Origin of the sequence: Undibacterium sp. Tian12W, from assembly GCF_049339405.1 — a bacterium.
Taxonomy (GTDB): Bacteria; Pseudomonadota; Gammaproteobacteria; order Burkholderiales; family Burkholderiaceae_D; genus Undibacterium.
The window spans coordinates 18,774-43,735 of record NZ_JBMPPK010000017.1; the positions used below are offsets into that span (position 1 = coordinate 18,774).

General features: G+C 50.3%; 21 protein-coding genes. 2 read left to right on the plus strand and 19 right to left on the minus strand.

Annotated elements, in window-relative coordinates; translation table 11 throughout:
• Nucleotides 1-6: 6 nt before the first annotated feature.
• From ACO0LI_RS20855 to ACO0LI_RS20880, 6 genes are all read right to left on the minus strand, one after another.
• The gene (locus ACO0LI_RS20855) at nucleotides 7-1,203 is read right to left on the minus strand and encodes a glycosyltransferase family 4 protein (protein ID WP_423034985.1); all 1,197 of its coding nucleotides are present in this window, start codon (nucleotides 1,201-1,203) and stop codon (nucleotides 7-9) included.
• Nucleotides 1,200-2,096, minus strand: a complete 897-nt coding sequence (locus tag ACO0LI_RS20860) for a GDP-mannose 4,6-dehydratase (protein ID WP_423035137.1) — start codon at nucleotides 2,094-2,096, stop codon at nucleotides 1,200-1,202. The genes ACO0LI_RS20855 and ACO0LI_RS20860 overlap by 4 nt, the downstream gene beginning before the upstream one ends.
• 8 nt (nucleotides 2,097-2,104) lie before the next feature.
• The gene (gene gmd / locus ACO0LI_RS20865; protein ID WP_423034987.1) at nucleotides 2,105-3,142 is read right to left on the minus strand and encodes a GDP-mannose 4,6-dehydratase; all 1,038 of its coding nucleotides are present in this window, start codon (nucleotides 3,140-3,142) and stop codon (nucleotides 2,105-2,107) included.
• Between the two features lie 236 nt (nucleotides 3,143-3,378).
• Nucleotides 3,379-4,050 (minus strand): orotate phosphoribosyltransferase, encoded by a 672-nt coding sequence (gene pyrE, locus ACO0LI_RS20870; protein ID WP_423034989.1) that lies wholly within the window; start codon nucleotides 4,048-4,050, stop codon nucleotides 3,379-3,381.
• A gap of 82 nt (nucleotides 4,051-4,132) precedes the next feature.
• A complete protein-coding gene (locus ACO0LI_RS20875; RefSeq protein ID WP_423034991.1) occupies nucleotides 4,133-7,144 on the minus strand; it encodes a glycosyltransferase in 3,012 nt (1,003 codons plus the stop codon).
• Between the two features lie 15 nt (nucleotides 7,145-7,159).
• Nucleotides 7,160-7,444 (minus strand): hypothetical protein, encoded by a 285-nt coding sequence (locus ACO0LI_RS20880; protein WP_422951927.1) that lies wholly within the window; start codon nucleotides 7,442-7,444, stop codon nucleotides 7,160-7,162.
• 137 nt (nucleotides 7,445-7,581) lie between these two features.
• Here ACO0LI_RS20880 and ACO0LI_RS20885 point away from each other — a divergent pair, with 137 nt between their 5' ends.
• A complete protein-coding gene (locus ACO0LI_RS20885) occupies nucleotides 7,582-8,355 on the plus strand; it encodes an exodeoxyribonuclease III (protein ID WP_423034993.1) in 774 nt (257 codons plus the stop codon).
• Nucleotides 8,356-8,439: 84 nt separating this feature from the next.
• Here the strand turns inward: ACO0LI_RS20885 and ACO0LI_RS20890 are convergent, their stop codons facing one another.
• The 3 genes from ACO0LI_RS20890 to ACO0LI_RS20900 form a co-directional block, all read right to left on the minus strand.
• On the minus strand, nucleotides 8,440-10,146 hold the full coding sequence (locus ACO0LI_RS20890; RefSeq protein ID WP_422951929.1) for a bifunctional metallophosphatase/5'-nucleotidase: 1,707 nt from the start codon (nucleotides 10,144-10,146) through the stop codon (nucleotides 8,440-8,442).
• A gap of 110 nt (nucleotides 10,147-10,256) precedes the next feature.
• The gene (locus ACO0LI_RS20895) at nucleotides 10,257-12,641 is read right to left on the minus strand and encodes a TonB-dependent receptor (protein ID WP_422951930.1); all 2,385 of its coding nucleotides are present in this window, start codon (nucleotides 12,639-12,641) and stop codon (nucleotides 10,257-10,259) included.
• A 527-nt stretch (nucleotides 12,642-13,168) separates the two neighbouring features.
• Nucleotides 13,169-14,071, minus strand: coding sequence for a M48 family metallopeptidase (locus ACO0LI_RS20900; RefSeq protein WP_423034995.1), 903 nt, complete (start codon nucleotides 14,069-14,071; stop codon nucleotides 13,169-13,171).
• 283 nt (nucleotides 14,072-14,354) lie between these two features.
• On the opposite strand from ACO0LI_RS20900, the gene ACO0LI_RS20905 reads away from it, so the two are divergent.
• A complete protein-coding gene (locus tag ACO0LI_RS20905; RefSeq protein WP_423034997.1) occupies nucleotides 14,355-15,497 on the plus strand; it encodes an acyltransferase family protein in 1,143 nt (380 codons plus the stop codon).
• Nucleotides 15,498-15,530: 33 nt separating this feature from the next.
• On the opposite strand, the gene metW is transcribed toward ACO0LI_RS20905, so the two are convergent.
• The 10 genes from metW to ACO0LI_RS20955 form a co-directional block, all read right to left on the minus strand.
• Entirely contained in the window at nucleotides 15,531-16,133 is a 603-nt protein-coding gene (gene metW / locus ACO0LI_RS20910; RefSeq protein ID WP_423034999.1) for a methionine biosynthesis protein MetW, read from the minus strand.
• On the minus strand, nucleotides 16,130-17,293 hold the full coding sequence (metX, locus tag ACO0LI_RS20915; protein WP_423035001.1) for a homoserine O-succinyltransferase MetX: 1,164 nt from the start codon (nucleotides 17,291-17,293) through the stop codon (nucleotides 16,130-16,132). Before metX ends, metW begins: the two co-directional genes overlap by 4 nt.
• Before the next feature lie 242 nt (nucleotides 17,294-17,535).
• Nucleotides 17,536-19,302 (minus strand): phosphoenolpyruvate--protein phosphotransferase, encoded by a 1,767-nt coding sequence (ptsP, locus tag ACO0LI_RS20920; RefSeq protein ID WP_423035003.1) that lies wholly within the window; start codon nucleotides 19,300-19,302, stop codon nucleotides 17,536-17,538.
• A gap of 301 nt (nucleotides 19,303-19,603) precedes the next feature.
• Nucleotides 19,604-19,873 (minus strand): HPr family phosphocarrier protein, encoded by a 270-nt coding sequence (locus ACO0LI_RS20925; RefSeq protein ID WP_110257606.1) that lies wholly within the window; start codon nucleotides 19,871-19,873, stop codon nucleotides 19,604-19,606.
• Nucleotides 19,874-20,003: 130 nt separating this feature from the next.
• Complete coding sequence (locus ACO0LI_RS20930) at nucleotides 20,004-20,411, minus strand: PTS sugar transporter subunit IIA (protein ID WP_110257605.1); 408 nt, start codon at nucleotides 20,409-20,411, stop codon at nucleotides 20,004-20,006.
• A gap of 66 nt (nucleotides 20,412-20,477) precedes the next feature.
• Complete coding sequence (gene gshB, locus ACO0LI_RS20935; RefSeq protein ID WP_423035005.1) at nucleotides 20,478-21,422, minus strand: glutathione synthase; 945 nt, start codon at nucleotides 21,420-21,422, stop codon at nucleotides 20,478-20,480.
• A 52-nt stretch (nucleotides 21,423-21,474) separates the two neighbouring features.
• On the minus strand, nucleotides 21,475-22,773 hold the full coding sequence (gene gshA / locus ACO0LI_RS20940; RefSeq protein ID WP_422951937.1) for a glutamate--cysteine ligase: 1,299 nt from the start codon (nucleotides 22,771-22,773) through the stop codon (nucleotides 21,475-21,477).
• Between the two features lie 133 nt (nucleotides 22,774-22,906).
• Nucleotides 22,907-23,209, minus strand: coding sequence for an antibiotic biosynthesis monooxygenase family protein (locus ACO0LI_RS20945; RefSeq protein ID WP_423035007.1), 303 nt, complete (start codon nucleotides 23,207-23,209; stop codon nucleotides 22,907-22,909).
• A 49-nt stretch (nucleotides 23,210-23,258) separates the two neighbouring features.
• Complete coding sequence (locus ACO0LI_RS20950) at nucleotides 23,259-24,320, minus strand: AI-2E family transporter (protein WP_423035009.1); 1,062 nt, start codon at nucleotides 24,318-24,320, stop codon at nucleotides 23,259-23,261.
• Nucleotides 24,317-24,724: an MAPEG family protein gene (locus ACO0LI_RS20955; protein ID WP_423035011.1), complete on the minus strand. Its 408-nt coding sequence runs from the start codon at nucleotides 24,722-24,724 to the stop codon at nucleotides 24,317-24,319. The genes ACO0LI_RS20950 and ACO0LI_RS20955 overlap by 4 nt, the downstream gene beginning before the upstream one ends.
• Nucleotides 24,725-24,962: the final 238 nt, after the last annotated feature.

Consider the following 24,962-nt stretch of genomic DNA (forward strand, 5'->3'; position numbering starts at 1 on the left):
CTGTCCTTAACTGGCCTTGACCGTCTGATAGGCTGCGACTGTATTGCGTACGCAGGCATCCCAGGTCAGTTCGGCAGCGCGTTGCAAGCCACGTGCTTTGGCCACGCTGCGCCATTCTTCATCTTCCAGTGCCTGGCGCAAACCGTCGCGGATAGAATTCACATCCGCCGGATCTACCAGCATGGCGGCACCAGCGGCGACTTCCGGCATGGAAGAACAATTCGAAGTCAGCACAGGTACACCACTGGCCATGGCTTCAGCAATCGGCAAACCAAAACCTTCATACCAGGAGGGGTAGGTAAACAAGCGGCAACCGGCATATAAAATAGGCAGCAACTGCTGATCGACAAAACCCAGGTATTTGATCCAGCCTTCACGCTGGCCTTTTTCTATCTCGTCATGAATGGCTTCACTTTGCCATCCTTCACCACCGACCAGCACCAGCGGCCAACGCTGGCGCAAGGCATCTGGCAAGGCACGGTAAGCTGCCAGCAAATTCAGCAGGTTTTTACGCGGCTCTATGGTCGAGACAAAGAAACTATAGCCATCTGGCTGCAAGCCAAATTCGTGCAAGATTGGTGCGGTTTCTTCTGCACTGTATGGGTGGAAAACTTCATCGACACCTAGCAAAACGGCGCGCACCTGATCAGGACCCAGGCTAAATTCCTGCATGACTTCTTCACGTGTTGCCATGGAGTCTGTCAATACCAGATTGGCCCGCTGGATTGCTTCAGGAATAGCAATGCGCATGCGGTCTATCCTGGCCTTGGGGTGCCATTGCGGATAACGGTAAATCGATAAATCATGCACCGTCACCACACTGGGTAACCGGGTCTTGGGTACAAAGTAATTGGGGCCGTGAAAAATCCCGTCTGGCACACTGTTCAACTGGCGACCAGCAAGGATGGGCAGTAACTTGCCATACAGGCGTGCCACCATGGGCAACTGCCCTAGTTGACGGCGTATGCGGCTTTTGTAGCTGGATCTTGCTGGTGCTGTAACTACTGGCATTTGCCCGGCTACTGTCGCTTCAGCATTTGCTGGCTGATCTATACGCGGTAATTCGCGCCAGAAACCATCAGACAGATAGCGTACTGACTCTATTTCCGTCTGCATGGGCAAACGGGTAGCCAGCTCCCACGCATACCTGCCTATACCAGCCAGCGGCGGGTGTATGGCTTCTATGGAGAGAACCACGTTCATGCTGCATCCTTGTGTTGCAGCATCCAGGCCAGCGTGTCGCGCAAGGCGATAGCTGGCAACTCACCTATGCATGCTTGCAAGCGCTGACCATCACCCATGAGTTTATGCACTTCATTGGCGCGCACAAAGGCCGGATTCACATGCACCTTGATTTCATAGCCAGCCAGCTCGCTGGCCATTTGCAATACCGAGCGCAGGGTGTAGGCAGTGCCAGAGCAGATATTGAAAGTCTGGCCTGCCGGTGCCTGCTCAAGCAAACGGGCATAGGCGGTGGCCACTGTACGTACATCAGAAAAATCCCTGGCGACATCCAGATTGCCAAGTTCTATATCGCTGGCTCTGCGGCGGTAATGATTGATGATCTTGGGCAGCAGGAAATTTTCTGTCTGACCTACACCGGTGTAATTGAAGGGGCGGGTCACGATGATGGGCAACTTGTCCATCCAAAGGCGTGCTACATGCTCCATCGCCAGTTTGCTGACACCGTAATCATTGGCGGGTTGAGCTGGCTCGCTCTCGGCAATCACTTCTGTGCGGGTATTGCCATAGATATTGGCGCTGCTGGCGACGAGCACGGCTTTTGGCTTTTTATCCAGGCCAGCCAGTGCTTCCAGCAGATTACGGGTACCGACCACATTGACGCGATAAATTTCTGCAGCGTCGCCATGGGCCACAAAAGAAATGGCTGCAAGATGGGCAACCACATCTGGCTGAATTTCTGCCACCAGTTCAGCCAGGCGCTGCTTGTCACCTAGATCAACGGCAAAATTATCTTGCCCGGGTGCTTCGGCCCCGTGAGTAGTACCAAAAACCCGGTAACCAGCATTTTTTAGTTCTTGCGCCAGATAACGACCTGTGAATCCCTTAATACCTGTTATCAGGGCGCGTGGCATCGCAGACATCAGAACGACGCGCCGTTCTGGTTACGGCGCAAATCTGCTTCTACCATCATCTGGCACAGCTCTTCCAATGTGGTTTTCGGTTCCCAGCCCAGCACTTTTTTGGCTTTGGCAGGATCACCGATGAGCAATTCCACTTCTGCAGGACGATAGAATTTTGGATTCACACGAACCAGCAATTTGCCGCTTTTTGCGCACGTAGCGGTTTCGTGTTCGCCTTCGCCTGACCATTGCAACTGTATGTCTGCAGCCTTGAAAGCCATGGTGACAAAATCACGCACAGTTTCAGTACGGTTGGTCGCCAGCACAAAAGTGTCTGGCTTGTCGGCTTGCAGCATGCGCCACATGCCTTCTACATATTCCTTGGCAAAGCCCCAGTCGCGCTTGGCATCCATATTGCCGAGTTCCAGCACGTCGAGTTTGCCGAGTTTGATCTTGGCGACAGAATCAGTAATCTTACGTGTCACGAATTCGCGGCCACGCAGCGGGGATTCATGATTGAACAAGATGCCGCTGCAGCCAAAGATACCGTAGGATTCACGATAATTGATCGTCATCCAGTGCGCATACAATTTGGCCACGCCGTAAGGGCTGCGCGGATAAAATGGGGTCGATTCGATTTGTGGCACGGCTTGCACCTTGCCAAACATTTCGGAAGTTGAAGCCTGATAGAAACGGATTTCGGTATTGACAATGCGAATCGCTTCAAGCAAGTTCAGCGCGCCGATACCGGTAATTTCTGTCGTGGTCAGTGGCTGTTCAAACGACACGCCAACAAAACTTTGCGCTGCCAGGTTATAGACCTCGGTAACGCCGGTCGTTTGCAGCAGACGTATGCTGGCCGACAAATCGGTAAGATCATACTCAACCAGATGCAAGGCAGGGTGAGTTGCGATACCCAGCTCTTCTATGCGCCAAAAATTGACTGAACTGGTACGGCGATAAGTGCCATAAACGGTATAGCCTTTTTCCAACAGCAACTGAGCCAGATAGGCTCCGTCCTGACCAGTAATACCAGTGATTAACGCTTTTTTACTCATTCAAGAAAACCTCTTCGCCGCAGCGAACATTCAAAATTCTTCTAACCAGATAATGGACTGCTAATTTGAATTCATCTGTGACCGTGATCACAATTTATCCACAGTTGCACAGTATACAATGACTGTTCGCCGCACTGCGGAAATTTAATGCAAGCGCATGTAAGTGGTACTACGCAAGAATCGGCAAAACACGGTATCAGCCTTAATTATCTGGCAATTTTTGCAATATCATTTATTCAATCTGCCAAAGCGCCATAGCGCTTGCGGTAAGCAGCGACTGCTTCTTTATATTGCGACAACTGTGCGTCACCGCCAGCAACTGACAGATAATCGAATAAATCATTCAGGCTGGCGATAGAAACGACAGGCATGTCATACGCCTTGCCGACTTCTTGCGCTGCGGAATTCGCAGACAGGGCATCATCCTTGCCAGAACGCTCCATGCGGTCCAGCGCGATCAGTACGGCACTTGGGGTAGCGCCGGCATTGCGGATCAAATCGACCGATTCACGCACAGAAGTACCGGCAGAAATAACGTCATCAATAATCACGACCTTGCCTGCCAGTTTGGCACCAACGATGTTGCCACCTTCGCCGTGGTCCTTGGCTTCCTTGCGGTTATACGCAAAAGGCACATTCCTGCCCATGCGCGACAACGACACTGCAGTAGCCGAGGCCAGCGTAATACCCTTGTAAGCGGGGCCAAACAGCATGTCAAATTCCAGGCCAGAATCGAGCAGCGTGCGGGCATAAAAATCAGCAATGCGGCCAAGATTGGCACCATCATTGAACAGACCTGCGTTAAAAAAATAGGGGGAGGTTCGCCCGGCTTTGGTGACGAATTCGCCAAAGCGTATCACGCCAGCCTCGACTGAAAACTGTATAAAATCTTGTCTCAAAGTACTCACGATAAGCTCAATCCCTATAATTTATGCGGTTTACTGCTGTTTTGCGTCAAACCTAGAGCATAACATGCGTGCATAATTGAATTTAGTCTGTTTGAAGTGGCAAAATTGCTAAAAATTTGGCAATCAGGGCTTCAGACGCTGACAAATCCACCATATTTGCCTGTATTTGGGTGGCAATGGCGTGACAAGTGACGCCAAGTTGCTGTAATTGCATGATCTGGATTTGCAAATCTTTACATCCGGATAAATCCAGATACAAATCTCCTGCACGCAACGCGACGAAATCATCCGCTGGCGCTGGTCCAGGCAGGGAGAATTGCTCAAAAGTCCAGCTTCTGGCATAGCGGAAATCCGGGCCTGCATAGCAGACAGGTTCAAAACGCAAATCCGGGCGGGCAAGTATCACGGCTTCCAAAGCCGCTTTCCATCCTGCCGACAGCGCCTCTTGAGACTGACACCATGTACTGACATCCAGCATGACCATGCGTTTACCCGGGCGCGGCGTGCAATGAGCCAGATGGCGCGCCAGTTCACGTAAATCATCATTTGCGACTTCTGCCTGCAAGTGTGGATGTTGCGGCGACACAGGCGAGATATCAGCAATCGCCTCCAGGCTGCGGTGCATGCGGGCCGCCGGCTCGGTCAGCGCAAATTCTTCTATCGCTTCTGCATAGCTGCGTGCAATCAATGCCGGTGCGTGATGGGCTTGCACAAACTGCCTTGCCGCCTGGCCTGTAAGCTGGCTACTCTTGCTTTCATCATGTAATGTGCTGATGGCTTGCAATAATTCTTCCCGCGTAAACTGGTCTGGCATGCCCAGCACGGCATCTGCCGGCAACTCTGCCATGGCACCGTTGCGGTTCAAGATCACAGGCAGGCCATAAGCCATGCATTCAAGGACAGCGGCTGAGGTTTCGCCACGCGAGAGCGTACGTAATTGCACAGCAGCATCGGCAGCCTGCATGTATAAGGCAAATTCTTCTGCAGTAGTAAAACCGGTGATGCGAACACGTTCGCCATTGGCATTAGCAATACGCTCTTGCAATTGCGCCCCATATTCACCAGGATCATTCTTGCCAACAAAAATCAGGTGACAGTGTGCATCCTTGCTGAGAGCGGATTCCAGCCATGCATCAAGCAAGACATGATTGAGCTTGGTCGGTCCCAGCATGCCAAAGCTGCACAAGATAAAATCCTGTTCACCAAGCCCCAGCTTGCTACGCGCGAGGTGCTTGTCAGATACGGCAGGGATGCGTCTTAACAAAGGTACTTGCTGCCACTGACAGGCGGGCCAGCCTTTGATCCAGGTGCCCGCCAGTTCTCGTGCATAGGCAGAATGCACAATCACACCCTCGGCACGCTCAAGTACGGCACTGCTGCAAGGGTATTTTGCCATCACCGTGGTGTAATCAGCCGCATTGCGCCTTTCCAGCAGCGCTGCATAACCATGTGAGAGATACAGATGCTGCGCCCAGATGCCTGGCCTGGATGAACTCATCTCCAGATTGGCGAGCGAATCACTCAAGAAGTAATCATGCAAAACCACGGTGCCGGGGTAGCTGGCAAACAGCGGGTACATATAGGCATGCACGGCAGAATTGCCGAAATGATAGAGAACACGGTCAAAGCTGGCAGCATGCTCAACAAACCATTGGCTGTCATATATGGCAAAATTGGCTGTCAGCCACGGTGCATCTAGTTGGCTTTGTTCTGCAATCAGGGTGATGTCGTAATAATCGGCCAGCTCAGGCAACAGGTCTGCGCTGTAGTTGGCGATGCCGGACGCCACTGGCGGCAAAGGGGAAATATACGCCAGCCTTGGTTTGACAGGCGGCAGGCACACATGAACTTTGGCAGCGGCTACTTGCTGTAAGTGAGCATGGCTGACTTCAATCGCATGCAGCGCTTTTTTGGCTGAGGCATCCCAGGAAAATTTCTGACATTGCTGCAAGCCGTGTTCGCGCAAACGGGCAGCAAATGCTGGCTGCTCAATTACCTGCAGCATTTTGGCAGTGATCGCCGTTATGTCTCTGGGGTCAAACAAGGCATCGGGATATTCCAGCACTTCAGGCAAGCTGCTGGTGTTGGCGGCAATCACCGGCGCGCCGCAAGACATGGCCTCGAGCGCTGGCAGGCCAAAGCCTTCATGCCAGGAGGGGAAAACGAATAATTTGCAATCCTGATATAGCAACGGCAAATCTTCATCCGGCACAAAACCGGTCAGGATGATTTCATCTTCGGCCAGTTGCAGTTGCGTGACCAGCGCTGCAATGCGTTCACGGTCTGCTTTTTGCACACTGCAGACGATGGCCAGTTGGTGTTGCTGGCGCACGGCCAAGGGCAGCCCAGCATAAGCCTGGATCAGTCCATCGATATTCTTGCGTATATCGATACCGCCGGTGTACATCACCATATCGCGGGTAATGCCATAGCGCGCTCGTAGAGCATGCATGACCTCATCGCTACAGCTACGCACCTGAAAATGCTCATCTACGGCAGAAGAAATACTGACCACGCGCTCTGGCGACAATTGCAGCAAATCCATGCCTTCCTGCCGCGACGAATCAGAGATAGCCAACAACAGATCAGCGCGTTTCAAACTGGCCAGTTTGCGGTAATACCAGGCTCTTTGTGCCGGGTCGTTCAGATACTGTTTGTCATACATCAGGGGAATCAGGTCATACAGTGTTACCGCTGTTGGCAAGTGTTCACCCGATATCGCAACACTGGATACTGCATCATCACCCGAACCTTCAAACAGGCTGGTGACATGGATAAAATCGGGGCGCAAGGCAGCCAGGGCCTGCTCCCTCAATAATTCTGCCGCACGGCTGCGCCAATAGTTTTGCGGTACCAGTTCTGCTACCGGGCCGGGCGCGCCCCAGGTGACAATGCGCTCTTGTGGCACCATGCCGGCGAAGGCGTCACGCAAGGGCTGTATGGTGTCAGGAAACAAGCTGCTCAGTAGCAGCCAGATGTCATGCTCTCCTGCATTGCGCACCATGGCCTTGGCCAATGCCAGTGAATAGCGGCCTATGCCACGATGGCGGCTACCGGTGGATTGACAAGCTTGTAGATCGATAATGATGCGCATGGTGGGAGGTCTGTTTTACTTTTGTCGGCTGATGCTGCGGCTGCGTTGCATGCGGCTCTGGAGTTCATTCAAAATTCGCTGGCCTTCATCGTTGAGCCGGTCTGGCATGACTTCCGCCACCTCCGTCTTCTCTACTTTGGCTGGCATGAGTTTTTTGAGCACGAGCTTGATATCGCGCAGCAACTTGGGCAAGCCACCGTTCTTCAACAATTCCACCGAATAGCGCATGGGCGCGGTCAGTTTCCAGGAAGAACTGGCATAGACCGCCTTCAGTTCAGCACGCAATTGTTCTTCATTCATGATGGCGCAGAGGGGTAGCTACCCTGAGGGAAAAGTAGGCAAGTATAAACTATCTGCTGGCTTTTCCCTTTCAAATACACGTACTGCTACACTATCTGGTATGCTTTCTATCTCACTTTAAGTCACTATTTACCAGCATGACTAAAATCATCTCTGCCAATCTGAATGGCATACGCTCAGCCGCCAAAAAAGGCTTTTTTGAGTGGATGCAAAAGGAAAACCCTGACGTCGTCTGCGTGCAGGAGCTGAAAGCCCAGGAAGCGGACATGACGCCAGACTTTCTGAATCCGCACAAATATCACGGGCATTTTCACTATGCCGAGAAAAAAGGCTATTCCGGCGTTGGCGTGTATAGCAAGAAAGAACCAGATGCGGTCTATATAGGCTTTGGCAGCCCGGAATTTGATGCCGAAGGCCGTTATGTGCGCTGTGATTTTGGCAAATTATCGGTCATTTCCCTGTATTGCCCTTCTGGCTCATCTTCACCTGAACGGCAGGAGGCCAAGTTCCGTTTCATGGAATTGTTTTACCCGCATCTGCAACAATTGATTGCCGAAGGCAGGGAAATCATCATCTGCGGCGACTGGAACATCGCCCACAAAGAGATCGATTTGAAAAACTGGAAGAGCAATCAAAAAAATTCCGGCTTCTTGCCAGAAGAACGCGCCTGGATGACGCGGCTGTTTGATGAACAGGGCTGGCTCGACGTGTATCGCCATCTGCATCCTGAAACGACAGGCGATGCTTACACTTGGTGGAGTAACCGCGGTCAGGCCTGGGCAAACAATGTGGGATGGCGTATCGACTACCATGTCGCCACCAGCGGCATAGGTAAAAAAGCGCATAAGGCATTGATTTACAAGGAAGCCCGTTTCTCTGATCATGCACCGTTGATCATAGAATACAAATAAGCTCCTGGCCTTTCAATGGAAAATGCCCGTCTATGAGATAGACGGGCATTTTTTACTTCTGGAGCTTTGCTGGTTTATGCTGGCTTAGCCAGGCAAACGTTTCACGCGGTCGCGTTTAACCTCATTCAATTTACTGCCCTGTTCGCGCACATAAGACTCGAACGCTTCCAGGTCACGGCCTATCAACTCTTTGTCTTTTGCTTGCTTGAGCACAGCAAAACCATCACCGCCATCTGCCATGAAGCTGTTGACTACCACGCTATATTGCTGGTTCAGGTCCAGCGGCTTACCCTTGATTTTGACATCCTTTACCCGCGCATCTATTCCGGCACGCGGGTCATAGCTGTAGTTCAGCGTGTGAGATACAAACAGTTTTTTTGGCTCATTGACTTCACGGCCCGACCATTGTTGCTGTAACAGCGTCAGGATTTGGGCCCCGCTCAACTTCATACGCACCAGGTTATTGCCGAATGGCTGCACCGCATACAAATCACCATAAGACACAGCTACCGGACCACTTGCCTTGCCGGAAGGCAGGTCACTGCGTATGCCGCCAGCATTCATGAAGGCAACATCAGCACCACCCGCATGTTGCCCATGATGGAGCTGCGAGTCAGCGATGATATTGCCCAGGCTGCTGTCAAACACACCGGCTTCACTATTACGTGACAAGGGTGCACTCAGATTGACAATAGGGCGCTGGCGCAAACTCGCCGTTTGTGATGCTACCTGATCCACCAGTTGCTTCGCTGCCGGATCTGCCTGCAAGGCTTGTTGGTCAATCAGATGATTGACCGCCACTGCCTTGATGACCTGGTTGGTTTTGCGGTCTATCGTCAGGGTTGATTCTGTCAGGAAGGAACCATAACTACGCCCCTGTACCACCAGCCTGCCATCTATCTTGCAGGTATAGCCCTGGTGTGAATGACCAGAAACGATCAGGCTGATGGCCTTGTCGAGTTTTTTACTGATCTCGATAATCGGGCCTTGCAGACCTTCACAGCGATAGCTGGGGTCATTCTCTGAACCCTTGTAAGTTGCGCCTTCATGTATCAGCACGACGATGGCAGCTACGCCCTGCTTTTGCAGTTCTGGCACATAACGGTTAATCGCCGTAGCCTCATCTTCAAAACTCAGATGCTTGACCGCATCGCCAGCCACCAGGTTGGGTACATCAGCGGTGACCGCACCGATGAAACCTACCTTGAAGTCACCAACCTGACGTATGACATATGGTGCAAGCCATGGCTTGTCACTACCGAGTTCATGAATATTAGCACCGAGGTAGGAAAAGCGGGCGCCCTTGAAATCTGCATAAGCGCAACCTGCGGACGGACATTCACCCTTGATTTTGCGCATCAGATCAGCTGTGCCATTATCAAATTCATGGTTGCCGACTGCGGTTACTGACAAATCCAGACGGTTCAGGGCTTCGATGACGGGTTCATCTTTCATCAGTGCTGAACCCATGGGCGAAGCACCAATCAGATCACCGGCACCAACAAAAATACTGCTGCCAACGGCCTGGCGGCGTTCTTTGAGCTTGGTAGTCAGGTAGGCATAACCACCTGCAGGTACCGAGATTTTTTCACCGGGGCGTGCCGGGTCAGTTTTGGTAGCGACATAGGGCACAGGCTGGTCAGCCTGCAAATTGCCATGGAAATCATTGATACTGAAAATCGTGATATCCGTGGTTGCTGCCTGGTTCGCCGTAAGCATTTTGTCAGTGCTGGCACAGGAGGCTAGCGTTGCGGCAGCGATAGCTATGCTGATTAATTTCAACTTTTGCATAAGAAGTATTCTTGAAGTAAAAAGAATAAGGCCTGCAACAAGTGTTCTTGTTGCAGGCCTGTATCAAGTCTGTGTGGTGAGATTTTGCTTCACCACCTCATCCCTCCAGATTAGAAATCTGCCTGGAAAGTGACCGAACTAAAGCGTGGTGCACCCAGGTAGTAGAACACACCTTTGGCAGCGGCGCCTGGATAGGCAACTGCATTGGTGATGTTGAAGCTGGATGGGTTACGATATTTTTCGTTCGTGATATTGCTGATGCTCAAACGGATAGTTGGTTTTTTGAACCAGCTGGTGTTCGGGAATTGATAACCTGCATCAAAGCCCAGCAGTGTGTAACCAGGCACGAATTCATCATTCGTCATGGTGGCAAACTGGCCGCCTGTGTATTTCATTTTCAGACGTGTGTACCAGACTGCTGTTTCATACTGCGCGCTCAGACCAGCTTTCCATTCTGGCGTCAACGTCATTTGCTTGCCAGCTGTTGGAATGTAAACACCTTTTGCCACTTGCAGGTCGTCTTTGATTTCGCTCTTCGCATAACCAACGGAACCATAGAAAGACCAACCATTGACTGGAGTGTTACCCATTTCAACTTCAAAGCCTTTGGTTTTTACTTTACCGACATTGGTAACTGAGCTTTGTGCAGAGACAGGATCAAAAGCAGTTGCCTGACGGTCAGTAAAGTCTACGGTGTAAACCGTTGCTGATGCTGTCAGCCTGTCACTTTGCAGGCGATAACCCAAATCGAAGTTGTAGGAAGTTTCTGGTGGAACTTCTGCGAAGCCTACACTGCCATCAGGATTGATTTTCGCGTTATTTGTCGTTGAATAGACAAAGTTTGGCGGTACCTTCATGTTACGCGCCAGGCTGGCGAAGATCTGATTGTTATTATCGAGCTGGTAACGTGCACCCAACTGCGGCAAAGCTTTGGTGTAAGTACGTTCAATATTGTAAGTGACGCCTGAGTTGGTGCCTTCATTCGCGTAGTTTGTGAAGTTACGTTTCATGGTAGGAACGCGTACACCAATATTGATGCTCAGCTTGTCATTCAGCAGGCTGATTGTATCTTGCAAGGAGAACTGATAAGCAGTACTGATGGTTTTCCAGTCACGGCTTTGGAAAGGCGTGCCATCAGGGCGAGTGATACGGCCATCTTTCAACCAGATATCAGCTGCGTTACCGTTGGCATCAACAGCAACCATAGGGCCGAATTGTTCATGCGTTGCACGTTCATACCAGACACCAGCCAGGATTTGGTGGTTGTCGATCGTGTGAACAACGGAAGCTGTTACACCAGGGCGGTTAGTACGTGTCACGCTACTGTTGGCAACAATCACTTTGTCCAGCGTATCGCCGTCACCATTCAGATCAACAGCGGCAGTCAGTTTGCCAGTTGTTGGATTCAGGAATGCGGATTCAGTTTGCAGACGTTGTTGTACGCCACCTGTACCGTAACCATACCAGTAGTAAGGGACAACTTTGACATCAGTATTTTCATTGATACGGAATTTGCCAGTCACAGAGAAAATCGCGTTTTCAAACGGATTTTTTGTCAATTGGTAGTAAGTGTCAGCATTTGCCTGGCTAGGATCATTATCTGCCTTGCCCTTGGTTGGCGTGACGTGACCAATGAACTTGGTCGAATAATCATAGTAGTAACCATTTTTTGCCAGGTCAGCCAGATTGAATGTGCTGATGTTCTGGTTGATGGCGCGGTTATACAACAAAATTGCATTGATGGAATTGAATTTGTCGAAATCGATGCGGTAACCAGCGTCTACGTGGTTACGGTCTGCGCCGCCTTCGCCTTTCCATTTGTCAGCTTGCGCATGGGAAGCAGAGATAAAGAAACGGGAACGGCCATCAGCCCACAGGCCTGTGTCGTAACGCAGGAAAGTCTTGGACAGTTTCAAACCACCCAGAGTCTGCATGACGCGGAAACGTTTTTCTTTGGTTGGATCACATGTAACGATACCGAAGTTACCACCAGTTGCACCGATTTGTGGGGAGTCAACGTCAGTTGAACCTTGAGTCACAAATTGTGTACAGGTATTTTCCTGATCCACGAATTCTTGTGGGAACACGGAGAAGCTACCAGAGTCATTGACTGGTACGCCATTGATAGTCGCACCGATCTGGTCGCTGTTAAAACCGCGCAGTGTCAAACCGCCACCAAACAAACCGGTTGCGTCATAGTTGAAACTATTAACCGCAGGCATCAATTCCAGCGCTTCATAGGCATTGCCTGTAGGACGCTGTTTGGCCAATTCTTCAGCAGTAATAGTACTACGTGCTTTTGGCGCATTTTCTTGAACCATCAAGCCCATACCGACTTTTTTGCCGGTAATGGTGACGCGGTTTGCGTCAGGCTGCTCAGTGGATTCTGTCTGCTGCGCATAAGCAGAGGACATGCTCAGGCATACCAATTGGCATGCGACTGCAACCATCGACAAACGCGATGGAAATGCGGACGATTTGTTTGATTGTTTCATTGAAGCTCCCGAATCATTTTACAAATGGAAATAAAAATTAGTGCAAAACCCCGTTTATCATCTCAAGCCACCGCAACTGCCTGATGACATCCCCTTCACCGCTCGTTTTTTTGCCGAATATGTTGGCTTTTTTTTGTAACTGGTTGTAATTCCACAACAAACACCTGCGATGACATGTCACATTAGAAATATTCTGGGCTCATTACGCCGCGCAAACGATTGCTATTTTTGAAAATTGAAAGTTTTCAACTGCGCAAACGATTGCTATTTCTAAACAAAAAACAGACGGACCTTTTTACAGTGCGTCTATCTCCTAGTGACATCTTTAAACTTGAACAAATGCCGGGGCAAATGTCTGTAGATCAGATATTTTGATATGTGAAAATAGTCTATCACATAAAATTTTGAACTTGCAGAGTGTCCCATCCAATTATTAAAGGATGATGACAAAGTGGTCTTAGGGGCAAGTTTTTGTCACAATTGCGCGACAAATTGCCATTTAGATACTGTTTTTGTTTGAAAAATACTTACTTTCCCGAATATACGACGGGAGCAATGCCTTTGACATTGGTTTGATAAGGTGGCAAGGCACTGATACTGACGCCTTTGGCATGCGCGTATAAAGGCATGACTTCTGGGAAGTGGTTGCGGATTTCTGCAATACGGGTAGTGCCGGCGGGGTGGGTAGAAAGCCATTGTGGCGGTGCGCCCTTGCTGACCATGCCCATTTTTTGCCAGAGTGCGACACCGGCACGCGGGTCATAACCAGCTCTGGCAGCAATATCGAGGCCGACGATGTCAGCCTCGGTTTCGTCACCACGCGAAAATGCCAACATGCTGAACTTGGCAACACCTCCAGCAACACCACCGGCAATATTAGGGTCATAACCTTTGGCACCGGCCCACAACTCAGCCAGTTTGATACCCACATTGGCAACTGTCGCCTTGCCTGCACGTTCAGCACCATGCTCACGCAAGGCATGGGCAATTTCATGACCCATGACTATAGCCACTTCATCATCGGTCAGTTTCAGGGTATCGAGAATGCCAGAGTAAAAAGCGATCTTGCCACCTGGCATGCAGTACGCATTGACTTGTTTGGAGCCGATCAGATTGACTTCCCATTTCCATTGCTTGGCTCGCTCATTCCATTTCAGCGCATACGGTATCAATTTATCGGCAATTGCCCGCAAGCGTATCACTTGCGGGTGGCTGGCAGGTCCCAAAGCATGCTTTTGTTCAGCGACCTGCATGGTCTGTGCATATTGCGCTGCCGCCTGACTTTCCAGCGCGCCGGTCGGAGCCAGTTTTCGCAAGACCGACATTTCACCGACCTTGACGCCATCCTGCTGCCCGCTATTTTGCGCATGAGCGGCGGCGCCCAAGGCAAACAGACTGGAAAATATAAGTGCGGCGTGGTTCAGTTTCATGGCGAATATATGGCAGGAAGATACGCAGAATGATAAGCGCAAATGGGAGCCATCTGGCTTTTTTTAAAGATGCGGCTGGACAAAATTATTTAGCCTTACTGGGTAAGCCGCAAACAGATGTGCCTGCAATAACATCCACGTTAACACGGCGTCATCAAAATTTATTTACCAAAGGAAATATTTCTAAAATAAAATAATTTACAATTTATATACAAAATCCCTTGTCAGCTTATGATAAAAGTGATTTTATGTAAATTAATGTTAATTGCTTGGAATAAGTCTTTTGATCACTTCAAATAATGCAGCTGCGAGCGAGCGTTTTCTATATATCGATTTTCTGCGCGGGCTGGCAGCAATGCTGGTTATTTATCAGCACACCATAGAAGTTGCGGCAAAGGTGCCGCCTGAGCTCATTTTGAATTTGGCAGAATCAGCGATAGCGAATTTTTTTACCAAACAAATCGGCATAGGGGAAATAGGTGTATGCATCTTCCTCATGGTCAGCGGCTTCGTAGTGCCCTTCAGTTTATCGACATATCACGTAGCGCCTGTTAAAACATTCGTCATACACCGTTTCTTTCGTCTGTATCCTGCCTATTGGCTTTCCGCCATTCTGGGTCTTGTTTTTGTCTATTGGCGCTTTGGCGTCAGCCAGGGCGGGAAGGAACTGGACTGGACTGTCTTTGCCATCAACCTGACCATGTTCCAGGCATTTTTTGACGTGGAAAACATCATAGGCTCTTACTGGACCTTGTCTCTGGAACTTTTTTTCTATCTGTCCTGCATTTATCTGTTTTCGTTCAGCAAATTGAATTCCTTGAAAAGCATATTGCTCATCATGCTGCTGGTCATGCTTTTACCAAGACTGGTACACCGTATGGCAGATGTTTCAGCCTATACCGCAAACGTGCTGGCCTATCTGCGCTATACAGGTTACATGTTCTTTGGCCTTTTATACCGAGAATGGCTGTTGGACAAGAACAGCACCAAAGCAGCAAAAGCCCTGCTTGTCCTCTTGCTGACTTATTTCCAGTTTGTTGAAAGAGAAATATTGACGCTGGATGCCATTTACCTGAAAACACCTGTCACTCAATTAATTGCCATTGTCATTTTTGTGCTGATGACTTCGGTACTCAGGGTGAACGTAAAGCTGGGAAATTTTTTAGGAAAAATCAGTTACTCAATGTATCTGTTTCATCCCGTAATTTTTTATCCTTTGTATACTTACTTCTGGCTAATCTTGTCACCTGAATGGCAAGCCCACCCCCATCTATTTTTTGTACTGGCGAGCTTGCTGACTATTCCCTTTTCCTATTGCAGCTATCGATGGCTGGAACAACCTTCTATCGCTTTTGGGAAAAAATTTACACTGCGGCGGCAACAGACCCGAATGCCGCCAACCACCAACATGAAAGCACAGACATAGTTTTCACGAAAAAATCATAAGTGATACAACAAGCTATTTTTTCCGTAAACGGAAAACTGCCAGGCTGCCGCGCAGATTAGGCAGCCAGGTTACGGGCTGCCCTTCGTGCAGAGCAACACATTCCATCACCTCCAGACCAACTTCTACTGCCAGGTCAGAAAAATCAAGTATCGTTGCGCAGCGCACATTGGGTGTGTCATACCATTCATACGGCAGGGATTTTGACACGGGCATCTTGCCGCGCAATAAGGCGGTACGGTGTGGCCAGTAACCAAAATTGGGGAAAGAGACGATGGCCTCGCGCCCTACCCTGGCGATATCACGCAACAATGGTTCTACATGTTTCATCATCTGCAGTGAAGACAGGCACATGACGGTATCAAAGGCATTGTCTTCAAACATGCCCAGGCCGTTCTCCATATCCTGCTGTATGACATTTACGCCGCGCGTCGCGCAGGCAAGTACCTTGTCGTCAGCGATTTCTATGCCATAGCCATTGCATTGCTTATCGCTTTGCAGATAATCCAGCATGACGCCATCGCCGCAACCGACGTCGAGCACTTGCGCCTGCGGCTTGATCCAGTGGGCGATAAAAGCCAGGTCTGGTCGCAAGACATTTAATTCTGAAAAATTCATGCTGCGGCTCCCAACAATTCGGCTTGCAATTCAGCATCTATACGCTGGTAATAGGCGGCGATCAGGTTCAGGTAACGTGAGTCATCCAGCAAGAAGGCATCATGACCATGCGGCGCATCGATTTCTGCATAACTGACCGTGCGCTTGTTGCTGACCAGGGCTTTGACAATTTCACGGCTGCGCTCAGGTGAAAAACGCCAGTCAGTGCTAAACGAAGCGAGCAGGAACTTGGCCTTGGTGTGTGCGAGTGCCTTGGCCAGATCGCCGCCGGTATGACGGGCGGGGTCAAAATAATCGAGTGCCTTGGTGATCAGCAGATAGGTATTTGCATCGAAATAATCCGAGAATTTATCGCCCTGATAGCGCAGGTAAGATTCAATTTCAAAATCCACACCATAACCAAACTGGTAGTCACCGCCTTTGAGGTCACGGCCAAATTTTTCTGCCATGTCGTCGTCCGACAGATAGGTGATATGGCCTATCATGCGTGCCACCCGCAAGCCACGGCGCGGCACGACATTGTGGGCATAGAAATCACCACCATGGAAATCCGGGTCAGTCAGAATTGCCTGGCGCGCCACGTCATTGAAGGCAATATTCTGGGCTGAGAGTTTTGGAGTAGAAGCCACGACTACACAATGGCGCAGACGGTCCGGGTAAAGAATGCTCCAGGCCAGTGCCTGCATGCCACCGAGTGAACCACCCATGACGGCGGCAAATTGCGTGATGCCAAGCCGGTCTGCCAGTCTGACCTGGGCATTGACCCAGTCTTCGACCGTCACGACAGGAAAATCTGCGCCATATGGTTTGCCCGTCGCAGGATTGGTGTGCATGGGGCCTGTAGAGCCAAAACAGGAACCGAGATTATTAACACCGATGACAAAAAACTTGTCGGTATCGACTGGTTTGCCGGGCCCAACCATATTGTCCCACCAGCCTACATTCTTGGGCTGGTCTGCATACACGCCAGCCACATGGTGCGAGGCGTTCAGGGCGTGGCAGATCAGGACTGCATTGGATTTATCGGCATTGAGCTGCCCATAGGTTTCCACCATCAGGGTATAGCCTGCAATCGAGGTGCCGTTTTGCAGGGCCAAAGGCTCGTCGAACTGAAACGCTTGTGGCGTGACGATTCCAACTGATCCAGGTGAGGATGACATACACTCTTCCATCGGGATTGAACCCGTTATCAAAAAACTCAGGAAGGCTAAAAGGTGGGCTGAATGTGAGGAGGGGAAAGCTGCATTCAAGCTCGCTTTAGCCGTATTTATCATTCGGGATGTTTTCCGAACCGCGCCCGCAAGCTGATTTTCAAATCGGCGCAATAGGTGAAGGATAAACCAAATCTGGCACCGGGGTCAAACTCCGGCACCGTAACTGTCACAATTTTAATATAAACTTATTAATGCAAAGTAGGCGACTGCGCCCCCATCGCAGCCAGGGTTTCCCTGATGGTTGCCGAATCATAGCTGCGCAAGATTTTTTTAACATATCCTTGCAAAGAATCTAGACGGGTGTTCAAAATCTCTTGCTTGATCTCTGGCAGCAATGCCGCAGGCATAGACAATTCACGGAAACCCATGCCTGCCAGCAAGCGTGTCAGGCGTATATCGCCCGCCATACCACCACAGATGGAGACCGGGATACCTGCCCTTTCACCCGCTGTGATAATCATTTGCAAGAGCTGCAAAATGGCCGGGTGCAAATCATCATACAAGTGGGCGACTTCATGATCTGCCCTGTCAATTGCCAGCGTGTACTGGATCAGGTCATTGGTACCGACCGAGAGGAAATCGAGTTTCTTGACAAACATGGGTAGCGACAAGGCTGCTGCCGGGATTTCTATCATGGCGCCGATGGCGATCTCTGCATCAAAGTCCTTGCCCTCCTTGCGCAGTTCAGTCTTGGCCTGTTCTATCATGGCCAGACTCTGGTCTATCTCAAAACCATGTGCCATCATCGGTATCAGTATCTTGACCTTGCCAAAGGCCGAGGCGCGCAGGATGGCGCGCAGTTGCGTCAAAAATAATTGTGGCTCAGCCAGGCAATAGCGTATGGCCCGCAAACCCAGCGCCGGGTTGAGGATATTATGCTCGGTCGTATCCAGCGGTTTGTCGGCACCGACATCGAGTGTCCGTATCGTTACCGGCCTGCCTTTCATGGCTTGTACTGCCGTACGGTAGGCGTCGAACTGTTCTTCTTCTGTCGGCAGCTTGTGTTGCTGGCCGCTGCTTTCCATGAACAGGAACTCTGAACGGAACAGGCCTACCCCACTGGCCCCTGCCTCCAGCGCATGAGCGGCATCCTGCGGTAATTCTATATTCGCCAGCAAGGTGATCTCGACACCGTCCTGAGTAATGGCCGGTGTTTTTTTAAGTTTGTGAAGTTTTTTCCTGGCTTTGGCCAGTATGGTCTGACGGTCGCGATATTGTTCTAGCACCAGAGAACTTGGGGCAACAATGACGACACCGGCATCACTGTCGATGATGAGCCAGTCGTCCTGCTCTATCAGGCGTGATGCATTGCCCATGCCGACCACAGCGGGTATACCGAGGCTGCGCGAGACGATGGCGGTATGAGAATTGTGCCCGCCTTCATCGGTGACAAAACCGGTGAAAGCAACATCGCGGAACTGCATCATGTCTGCCGGAGAAATATCCCTGGCAACCACGATCATATTGGCATTGCGCTCATCGATACCGTCAGAGCGTATTGCACTGCCAGCAGTACCTGTCAATACCTTGAGTACGCGTTCTGCCACCTGCTGTATATCAGCCTTGCGCTCGCGCAGGTATTCATCTTCGATTTCATCAAACTGGGCCGTCAGTTCGTCGATCTGGCTGACCAATGCCCATTCGGCATTGTAGTGGCGGGTGCGGATGATATCGAGCGGTGCTTCCGAGATCATGGGGTCGGACAAAATCAGTACATGCACGTCGATGAAAGCACCGAGCTCTGTGGGTGCGTCTGCAGGCAAATCTGACCAGATGGCCTGCAATTCCTTGTGTACCTGAGCGATAGCCAATTGCAGTCTTTGCACTTCGGCTTCGACCTGCTCTTGTCCTACCAGATAATGTTGTACATCCAGCGCTGCCGGACGCAGCAGATGGGCGCGTCCGATTGCTATACCGCGTGAAACGGGGATGCCTTGCAGTGTAAAAGATGCCATGCTGTGTCCCCCAAAATACTTAATCTCCGGGCCTTGTGATTTTGCCGCCCTGTCTTATTTCCAGCGTAACAATCCAGTGTACCGATGCATCGTTAAACCTAAGACCATCAGCAAACCTGATGCCTGTTTTTTGCTGATTCAATCAAAGAAGGACAAGGTAAACGAATAGAGTCAAAACAACAATGAGAAAGATGTTGCGATATGTTGCCAATTGTTTCGCCAGCAAATCACACTGACAAAAGCATCAATAAGCACTACCCAGCATCATCGCAATGATGACCATGACCCGCTCAATTTTCGTTTATTCACCTTCACCAAACTTGTCATTAATCAGCGCTTGTATGGCGTCAAAGCAGGCTTGCTCATCTGCGCCATCGGTCTCCAATAACACTTTACTGCCCTTGCCCGCAGCCAGCATCATGACACCCATGATGGACTTGCCATTGACACGTCGGCTATTGCGGGTCAGCCATACTTCTGCCTTGAATTTGCTGGCGGTTTGCGTAAATTTTGCAGATGCGCGTGCATGCAAACCCAGCTTGTTGATGATTTCGATTTCTTGTTGGATCATGCTTCACTTTCTTTTTTCTGTTTATAGAACTTACGCAAAATTGTTCCAGCAAGACGCAGCGACGAAGGCAGTACTTTAGTACGACTAGGCGCTGTAACGCAGCTGGGGCAGTTTTGCGTAAGTTCCCCCCTTAACCTGGTGATAAACGCACACGATTGTCGAGACGTATAGCGCCATTCTGGCCACCGGCCAGCGCCATTTCCACCACGACATCAAGTACATCACTACGATAAGTTATCGCCCGCAACAACATGGGCAGGCTGATGCCGGCGATGATCGCGACCCGGTCAGGATCACCCAGTTGTCTGCAGCAATTCGACGGTGTACCGCCCATGACATCGGTAATCACCAGCACGCCCGAACCATCGTCCAGACGCAGCACGGCTTCGCGCGCGAGACGGTTGACTTCATCGATATTCTGGTCGGCAATCACGTCTATCGCTTCAAAGCGTTCTGGCATGCCACGGAATACGTGGGCCGCAGCCTGCATAAAAGCCGTGCCCAGGGGCGCATGCGTCATTAAAAGTATGCCAACCATCGTTCTTTAACTCTCTTGTGACAACTGGCATGTGGCCAGCGTCTTCCATTTATCTAAACTACAAAATCAAGCTGCAACTGCCGTTTCAAGGGCATCAATGAACATGCCAGCAACATTGAAGCCTTTTTGCTGGGTAATTTCCTGGAAACAGGTAGGGCTGGTGACATTGACTTCCGTCAAATTAGCACCGATAACATCTAATCCTACCAGCAACAGACCTCTTTGATAAAGTTCAGGTGCCAAAGTCAGCGCAATCTCAAGATCACGGGCAGACAATTCCTGCGCCACACCCAGGCCACCTGCCGCCAGGTTACCCCTGACTTCACCGTTTTGCGGAATACGCGCCAGGGAAAACGGCACGACCTTGCCACCGATCAGCAATATCCTTTTATCACCATGGACAATTTCCGGAATGTAGCGCTGCACCATGATGGTAGAGCTGCCATTCACCGTCAAAGTCTCAATCACAGAACCGAGGTTCATACCATCTTCACGGATGCGGAAAATGCCGGTGCCACCCATGCCATCCAGTGGCTTGAGTATGATGTCCTGGTGCTCTTTATGGAAAGCACGGATACGTTGCTCATCGCGCGTCACCAGCGTAGGTGCCGTGAACTGGCTGAACTGGGCAATGCTAAGCTTTTCATTATGATTGCGGATAGCTGCCGGCTTATTGAATACCCGCGCGCCCTGCTGCTCTGCCAGTTCCAGCAAATAAGTCGCATAGATATATTCCATATCAAATGGCGGGTCTTTGCGCTGCAGTACGGCATCAAAAGCACTCAGCGGCAATGACTCAGGCTCCGACAGCCGGAACCAGTCCTGACTATCACCAGTCAGTGTGATCCGGCTGATATTGGCAATCACCTTGCCGCTTTCCAGCGCCATGTCTTCCGGGCCAAAGGCATAGATGGCATAACCACGCTTGTCTGCTTCCACCATCATGGCGTAAGTGGAATCCTTATACGTCTTGAAGTGTGACAGCGGGTCGGTCAGGAAAGCGATTTTCATGAATGTGCTCAATATTCTTGGCTAAGTAGTAATCTGATTGCTGATTTAATAATCAATAAACCTCAGGATTTGGATCTGTCTTTTCCAGCTCCAGTGACGCCGCCAGCAAAGCCAGGCGCGCTACGACACCATACATGTAAAATCGATTTGGTGCTGCCGTGCCCGGTTTTGCCTTCATGTCGGGGACTGCATGTTGCTGGGCAAAGGCCAGCGGCACAAAGTGCATGCCGGGCGCATTGAGGTTTTCATCAACGCCACGGTCTTCATGCACGCGGTAAAAGCCTCCAACGACATAGCGGTCTATCATATACACCACGGGCTCAGCCACAGACTCATTGATTTGCTCGAAGGTATACACGCCTTCCTGCACGATCACATCGCGCACTTCCATGCCGTCCTTGACGACCGACATCTTGTTACGCTGTTTGCGGTTCAGGTCGCGCACTTCGCTGGAATCATGCACCGTCATGATGCCCATGCCATAGGTCCCGGCATCGGCCTTGACGATGACGAAAGGTTTTTCCTTGATACCGTATTCCTTGTATTTCTTGCGTATCTTGGCGAGTATGGTATCGACTGCAGCCACCAGCGTATCTTCACCGCTGCGGTCGTGAAAATTCACATCCTTGCATTTGATAAAAAACGGGTTCAGCATCCAGGGGTCGATATCCACCATCTTGGCAAATTTCTTGACCACTTCATCATAGGCATGGAAGTGATTACTCTTGCGGCGCAAGGCCCAGCCTGCATGCAGCGGCGGCAGCAAGGTTTGTTCGTTCAGTTCTTCGAGTATTGCCGGTATGCCTGCCGACAAATCATTGTTCAGCAAGATGGTGCAAGGGTCGAAATTCTTCAGGCCCAGGCGACGGCCATTGGCCGAGCGCTCCAGCGGCTCCAATATCAACTGGCTGCCATCTGGCAAATCGATGGGTGTTGGTTCTGTAATATCGGCGGACAGCGAACCCAGACGTACATTCAAACCAGTCTGACGGAAAATCTGGATCATGCGCGCAATGTTTTGTAAATAAAACACATTGCGTGTATGACTCTCAGGAATGACCAAGAGATTTTTAGCATCAGGGCAATATTTTTCTATCGCCGCCATCGCTGCCTGCACAGCCAGTGGCAACATCTCTGATGCCAGGTTATTAAAACCGCCAGGGAATAAATTGGTATCGACAGGAGCCAGCTTGAAACCGGCATTGCGCAGATCAACAGAGCAATAAAATGGCGGAGTATGTTCCTGCCATTCAAGACGGAACCAGCGTTCTATCGCAGGTGTCGCTTCTAATATCTTTTTTTCAAGATCGAGCAGGGGGCCGTTGAGAGCAGTGACGAGATGCGGAACCATAATGACCTTTTGGAGAGCAAGCTGTTGCCAAAAATGAACGCCGACCTCAGCGCCACAGGCAAATCATGACTTGATAAGCTTGGGATGAAATCCCGGTAATCAAGTCGGAATTATCCCAGGCTACGCAAAAAAATCACTCAGACTTGGCTAAAAGATCAAAATGTTCAACCACAGGGGTACTGGCAAAATACGGTCCAACGATGGCACGCCATTCTGCAAATGCTGCAGACTCACGAAAATCAACGGTATGGTTTTCCAGCGTTGCCCAATAAATCATGAGCAGGTAACGTTCTGGCGACTCTATCCCTTTTTGCACCTTGAAACCGAGAAACCCCTGGGCATGACGTATGACTTCATCAAGACCGCGTTGTATGGCGACATCAAACTCGGCTTGCTTGCCAGCTTGTATGCGCAGATCGGCTAACTCCAAAATCATATTTACCTCTTTGAAATGAAAAAATAGCTACTTTGCTTGTGCATTAAATTTAAACCAGACCCCGGTCACTCAGCTCTTTCTTGATATAAGCATAAAACACCGGGGCCGCAACCACACCGGGAACACCAAACAGGGTTTCCATGACCAGAATAGCGGTCAGCAATTCCCAGGCCCGGGCATTGACCTGTGCCCCGATGATGCGTGCATTCAAAAAGTATTCTGCCTTGTGAATGACTATCATGAATACCAGGGATGCTATCGCCACGTTTAATGATTGTGATAAACCGACAATGACAATAACGGTATTGGAAATAATATTACCCGCAACCGGTATCAGCCCCGCCAGGAAAGTAATGGCGATCATGGTCTTGGTCAATGGCAGGTGCACGCCAGCCATAGGCAGGATAGCAGCCAGGTAAATTGCCGTAAACACGGTATTGATCAGGGAAATTTGCACCTGGGCAAACACGATTTTGTGAAATATCTGGCTCAGATTACTGATTCTGCTCAGCATGGCAGCAGCAAAGGGTTTGTGGTTACTGTCACCGGTGACATCACGCAGGGCAACCATGCTGCCTATGATCATACCCAGCAACAGGTGCACGATCAGATGACCGGCTTCTGGCACTATCTGCTTGGCCTCGCCAGCATGTTCGCGCAGCCAGTGCGTCATCATCTCCCTTAAAGATTCAACATCTTCCGGCAGGTTAGTACTCACCCACTCTGGCAATTGATGGCGCGAAGCTTCAATGATATCCGCCAGTCTTTGCAACAAGTTTTGCAGGTTGCCGGCATCGCTGCGCAAGAAAGCATGGATGCCCCAGCCTATCAGGATCAGGCCAGTAATCAGGATGAAAGATAAAAATACCACAGCAATCATGCGCGGCTGCTTGTGTCTGAAACGCAGGGCAATCGCAGGTGCCAGCACATGGATGATGGAAAACACCAGCAAGCCAGAAAACAGGGCCACCAGCAAACCGGCCTTTAAGACCAGCAGCAAGGCGATACCCATCAGGATATATGAGGCATATGCGGATGCCGTTAGCGGCTGATTAGTTTGACCGGGCCCATTGGCAGCACGGGCAGAACTGGAAAGGATTTTATCTTTCATTTCAGCACCCCAATCAAACCCGTCAAACCAGTCAAACCAGCCACCGTGCCCAGCGACAGCGCAACTGCAGCCAGACCAGAAATCAAGAAACCCGTGGAACGCTTGCCAGCCTCGTGCAGATAAGCCAGTGCATACATGATGCGCCCTACCAGCCACACCAGGCCCAGAGAAGCTGCCAGTATGTCGCTAGCCCATATCGCGCATAACCACAGTGCCGGGAAGAAAAAAACCATTTGCTCTACCGTATTGCTCTGCACCCTTACAGCGCGCAGGAATTCTGGCGGGCCATCCATGGCCGGTGCCTTGACCCCCAGCTTCATGCGCAAGCGCCCTACGGTCATCACATTCCAGACATACATGCCGAGTACTGCAAGCGTTAACCAGGATGTCCATTGCAAGTGCATAAATTCTCCAGTAAAGGGTATAGATGAGGGGAATGCGAGCGGCATAGATGAGGCCAATGGTGTAAAGTACAAGAATACAATACCAAAAGTACATTGAAACAGACACTTACATTTTCATGTCTTCTATTTTTATGGTCAGGGCGTTATATACACACTAGCAAGAGACTATCACAGGACATATACAGAATTACCAGAACCCAGCTGCCCGTTTTTGCCATTTTGACAAATTCAGAGGCCA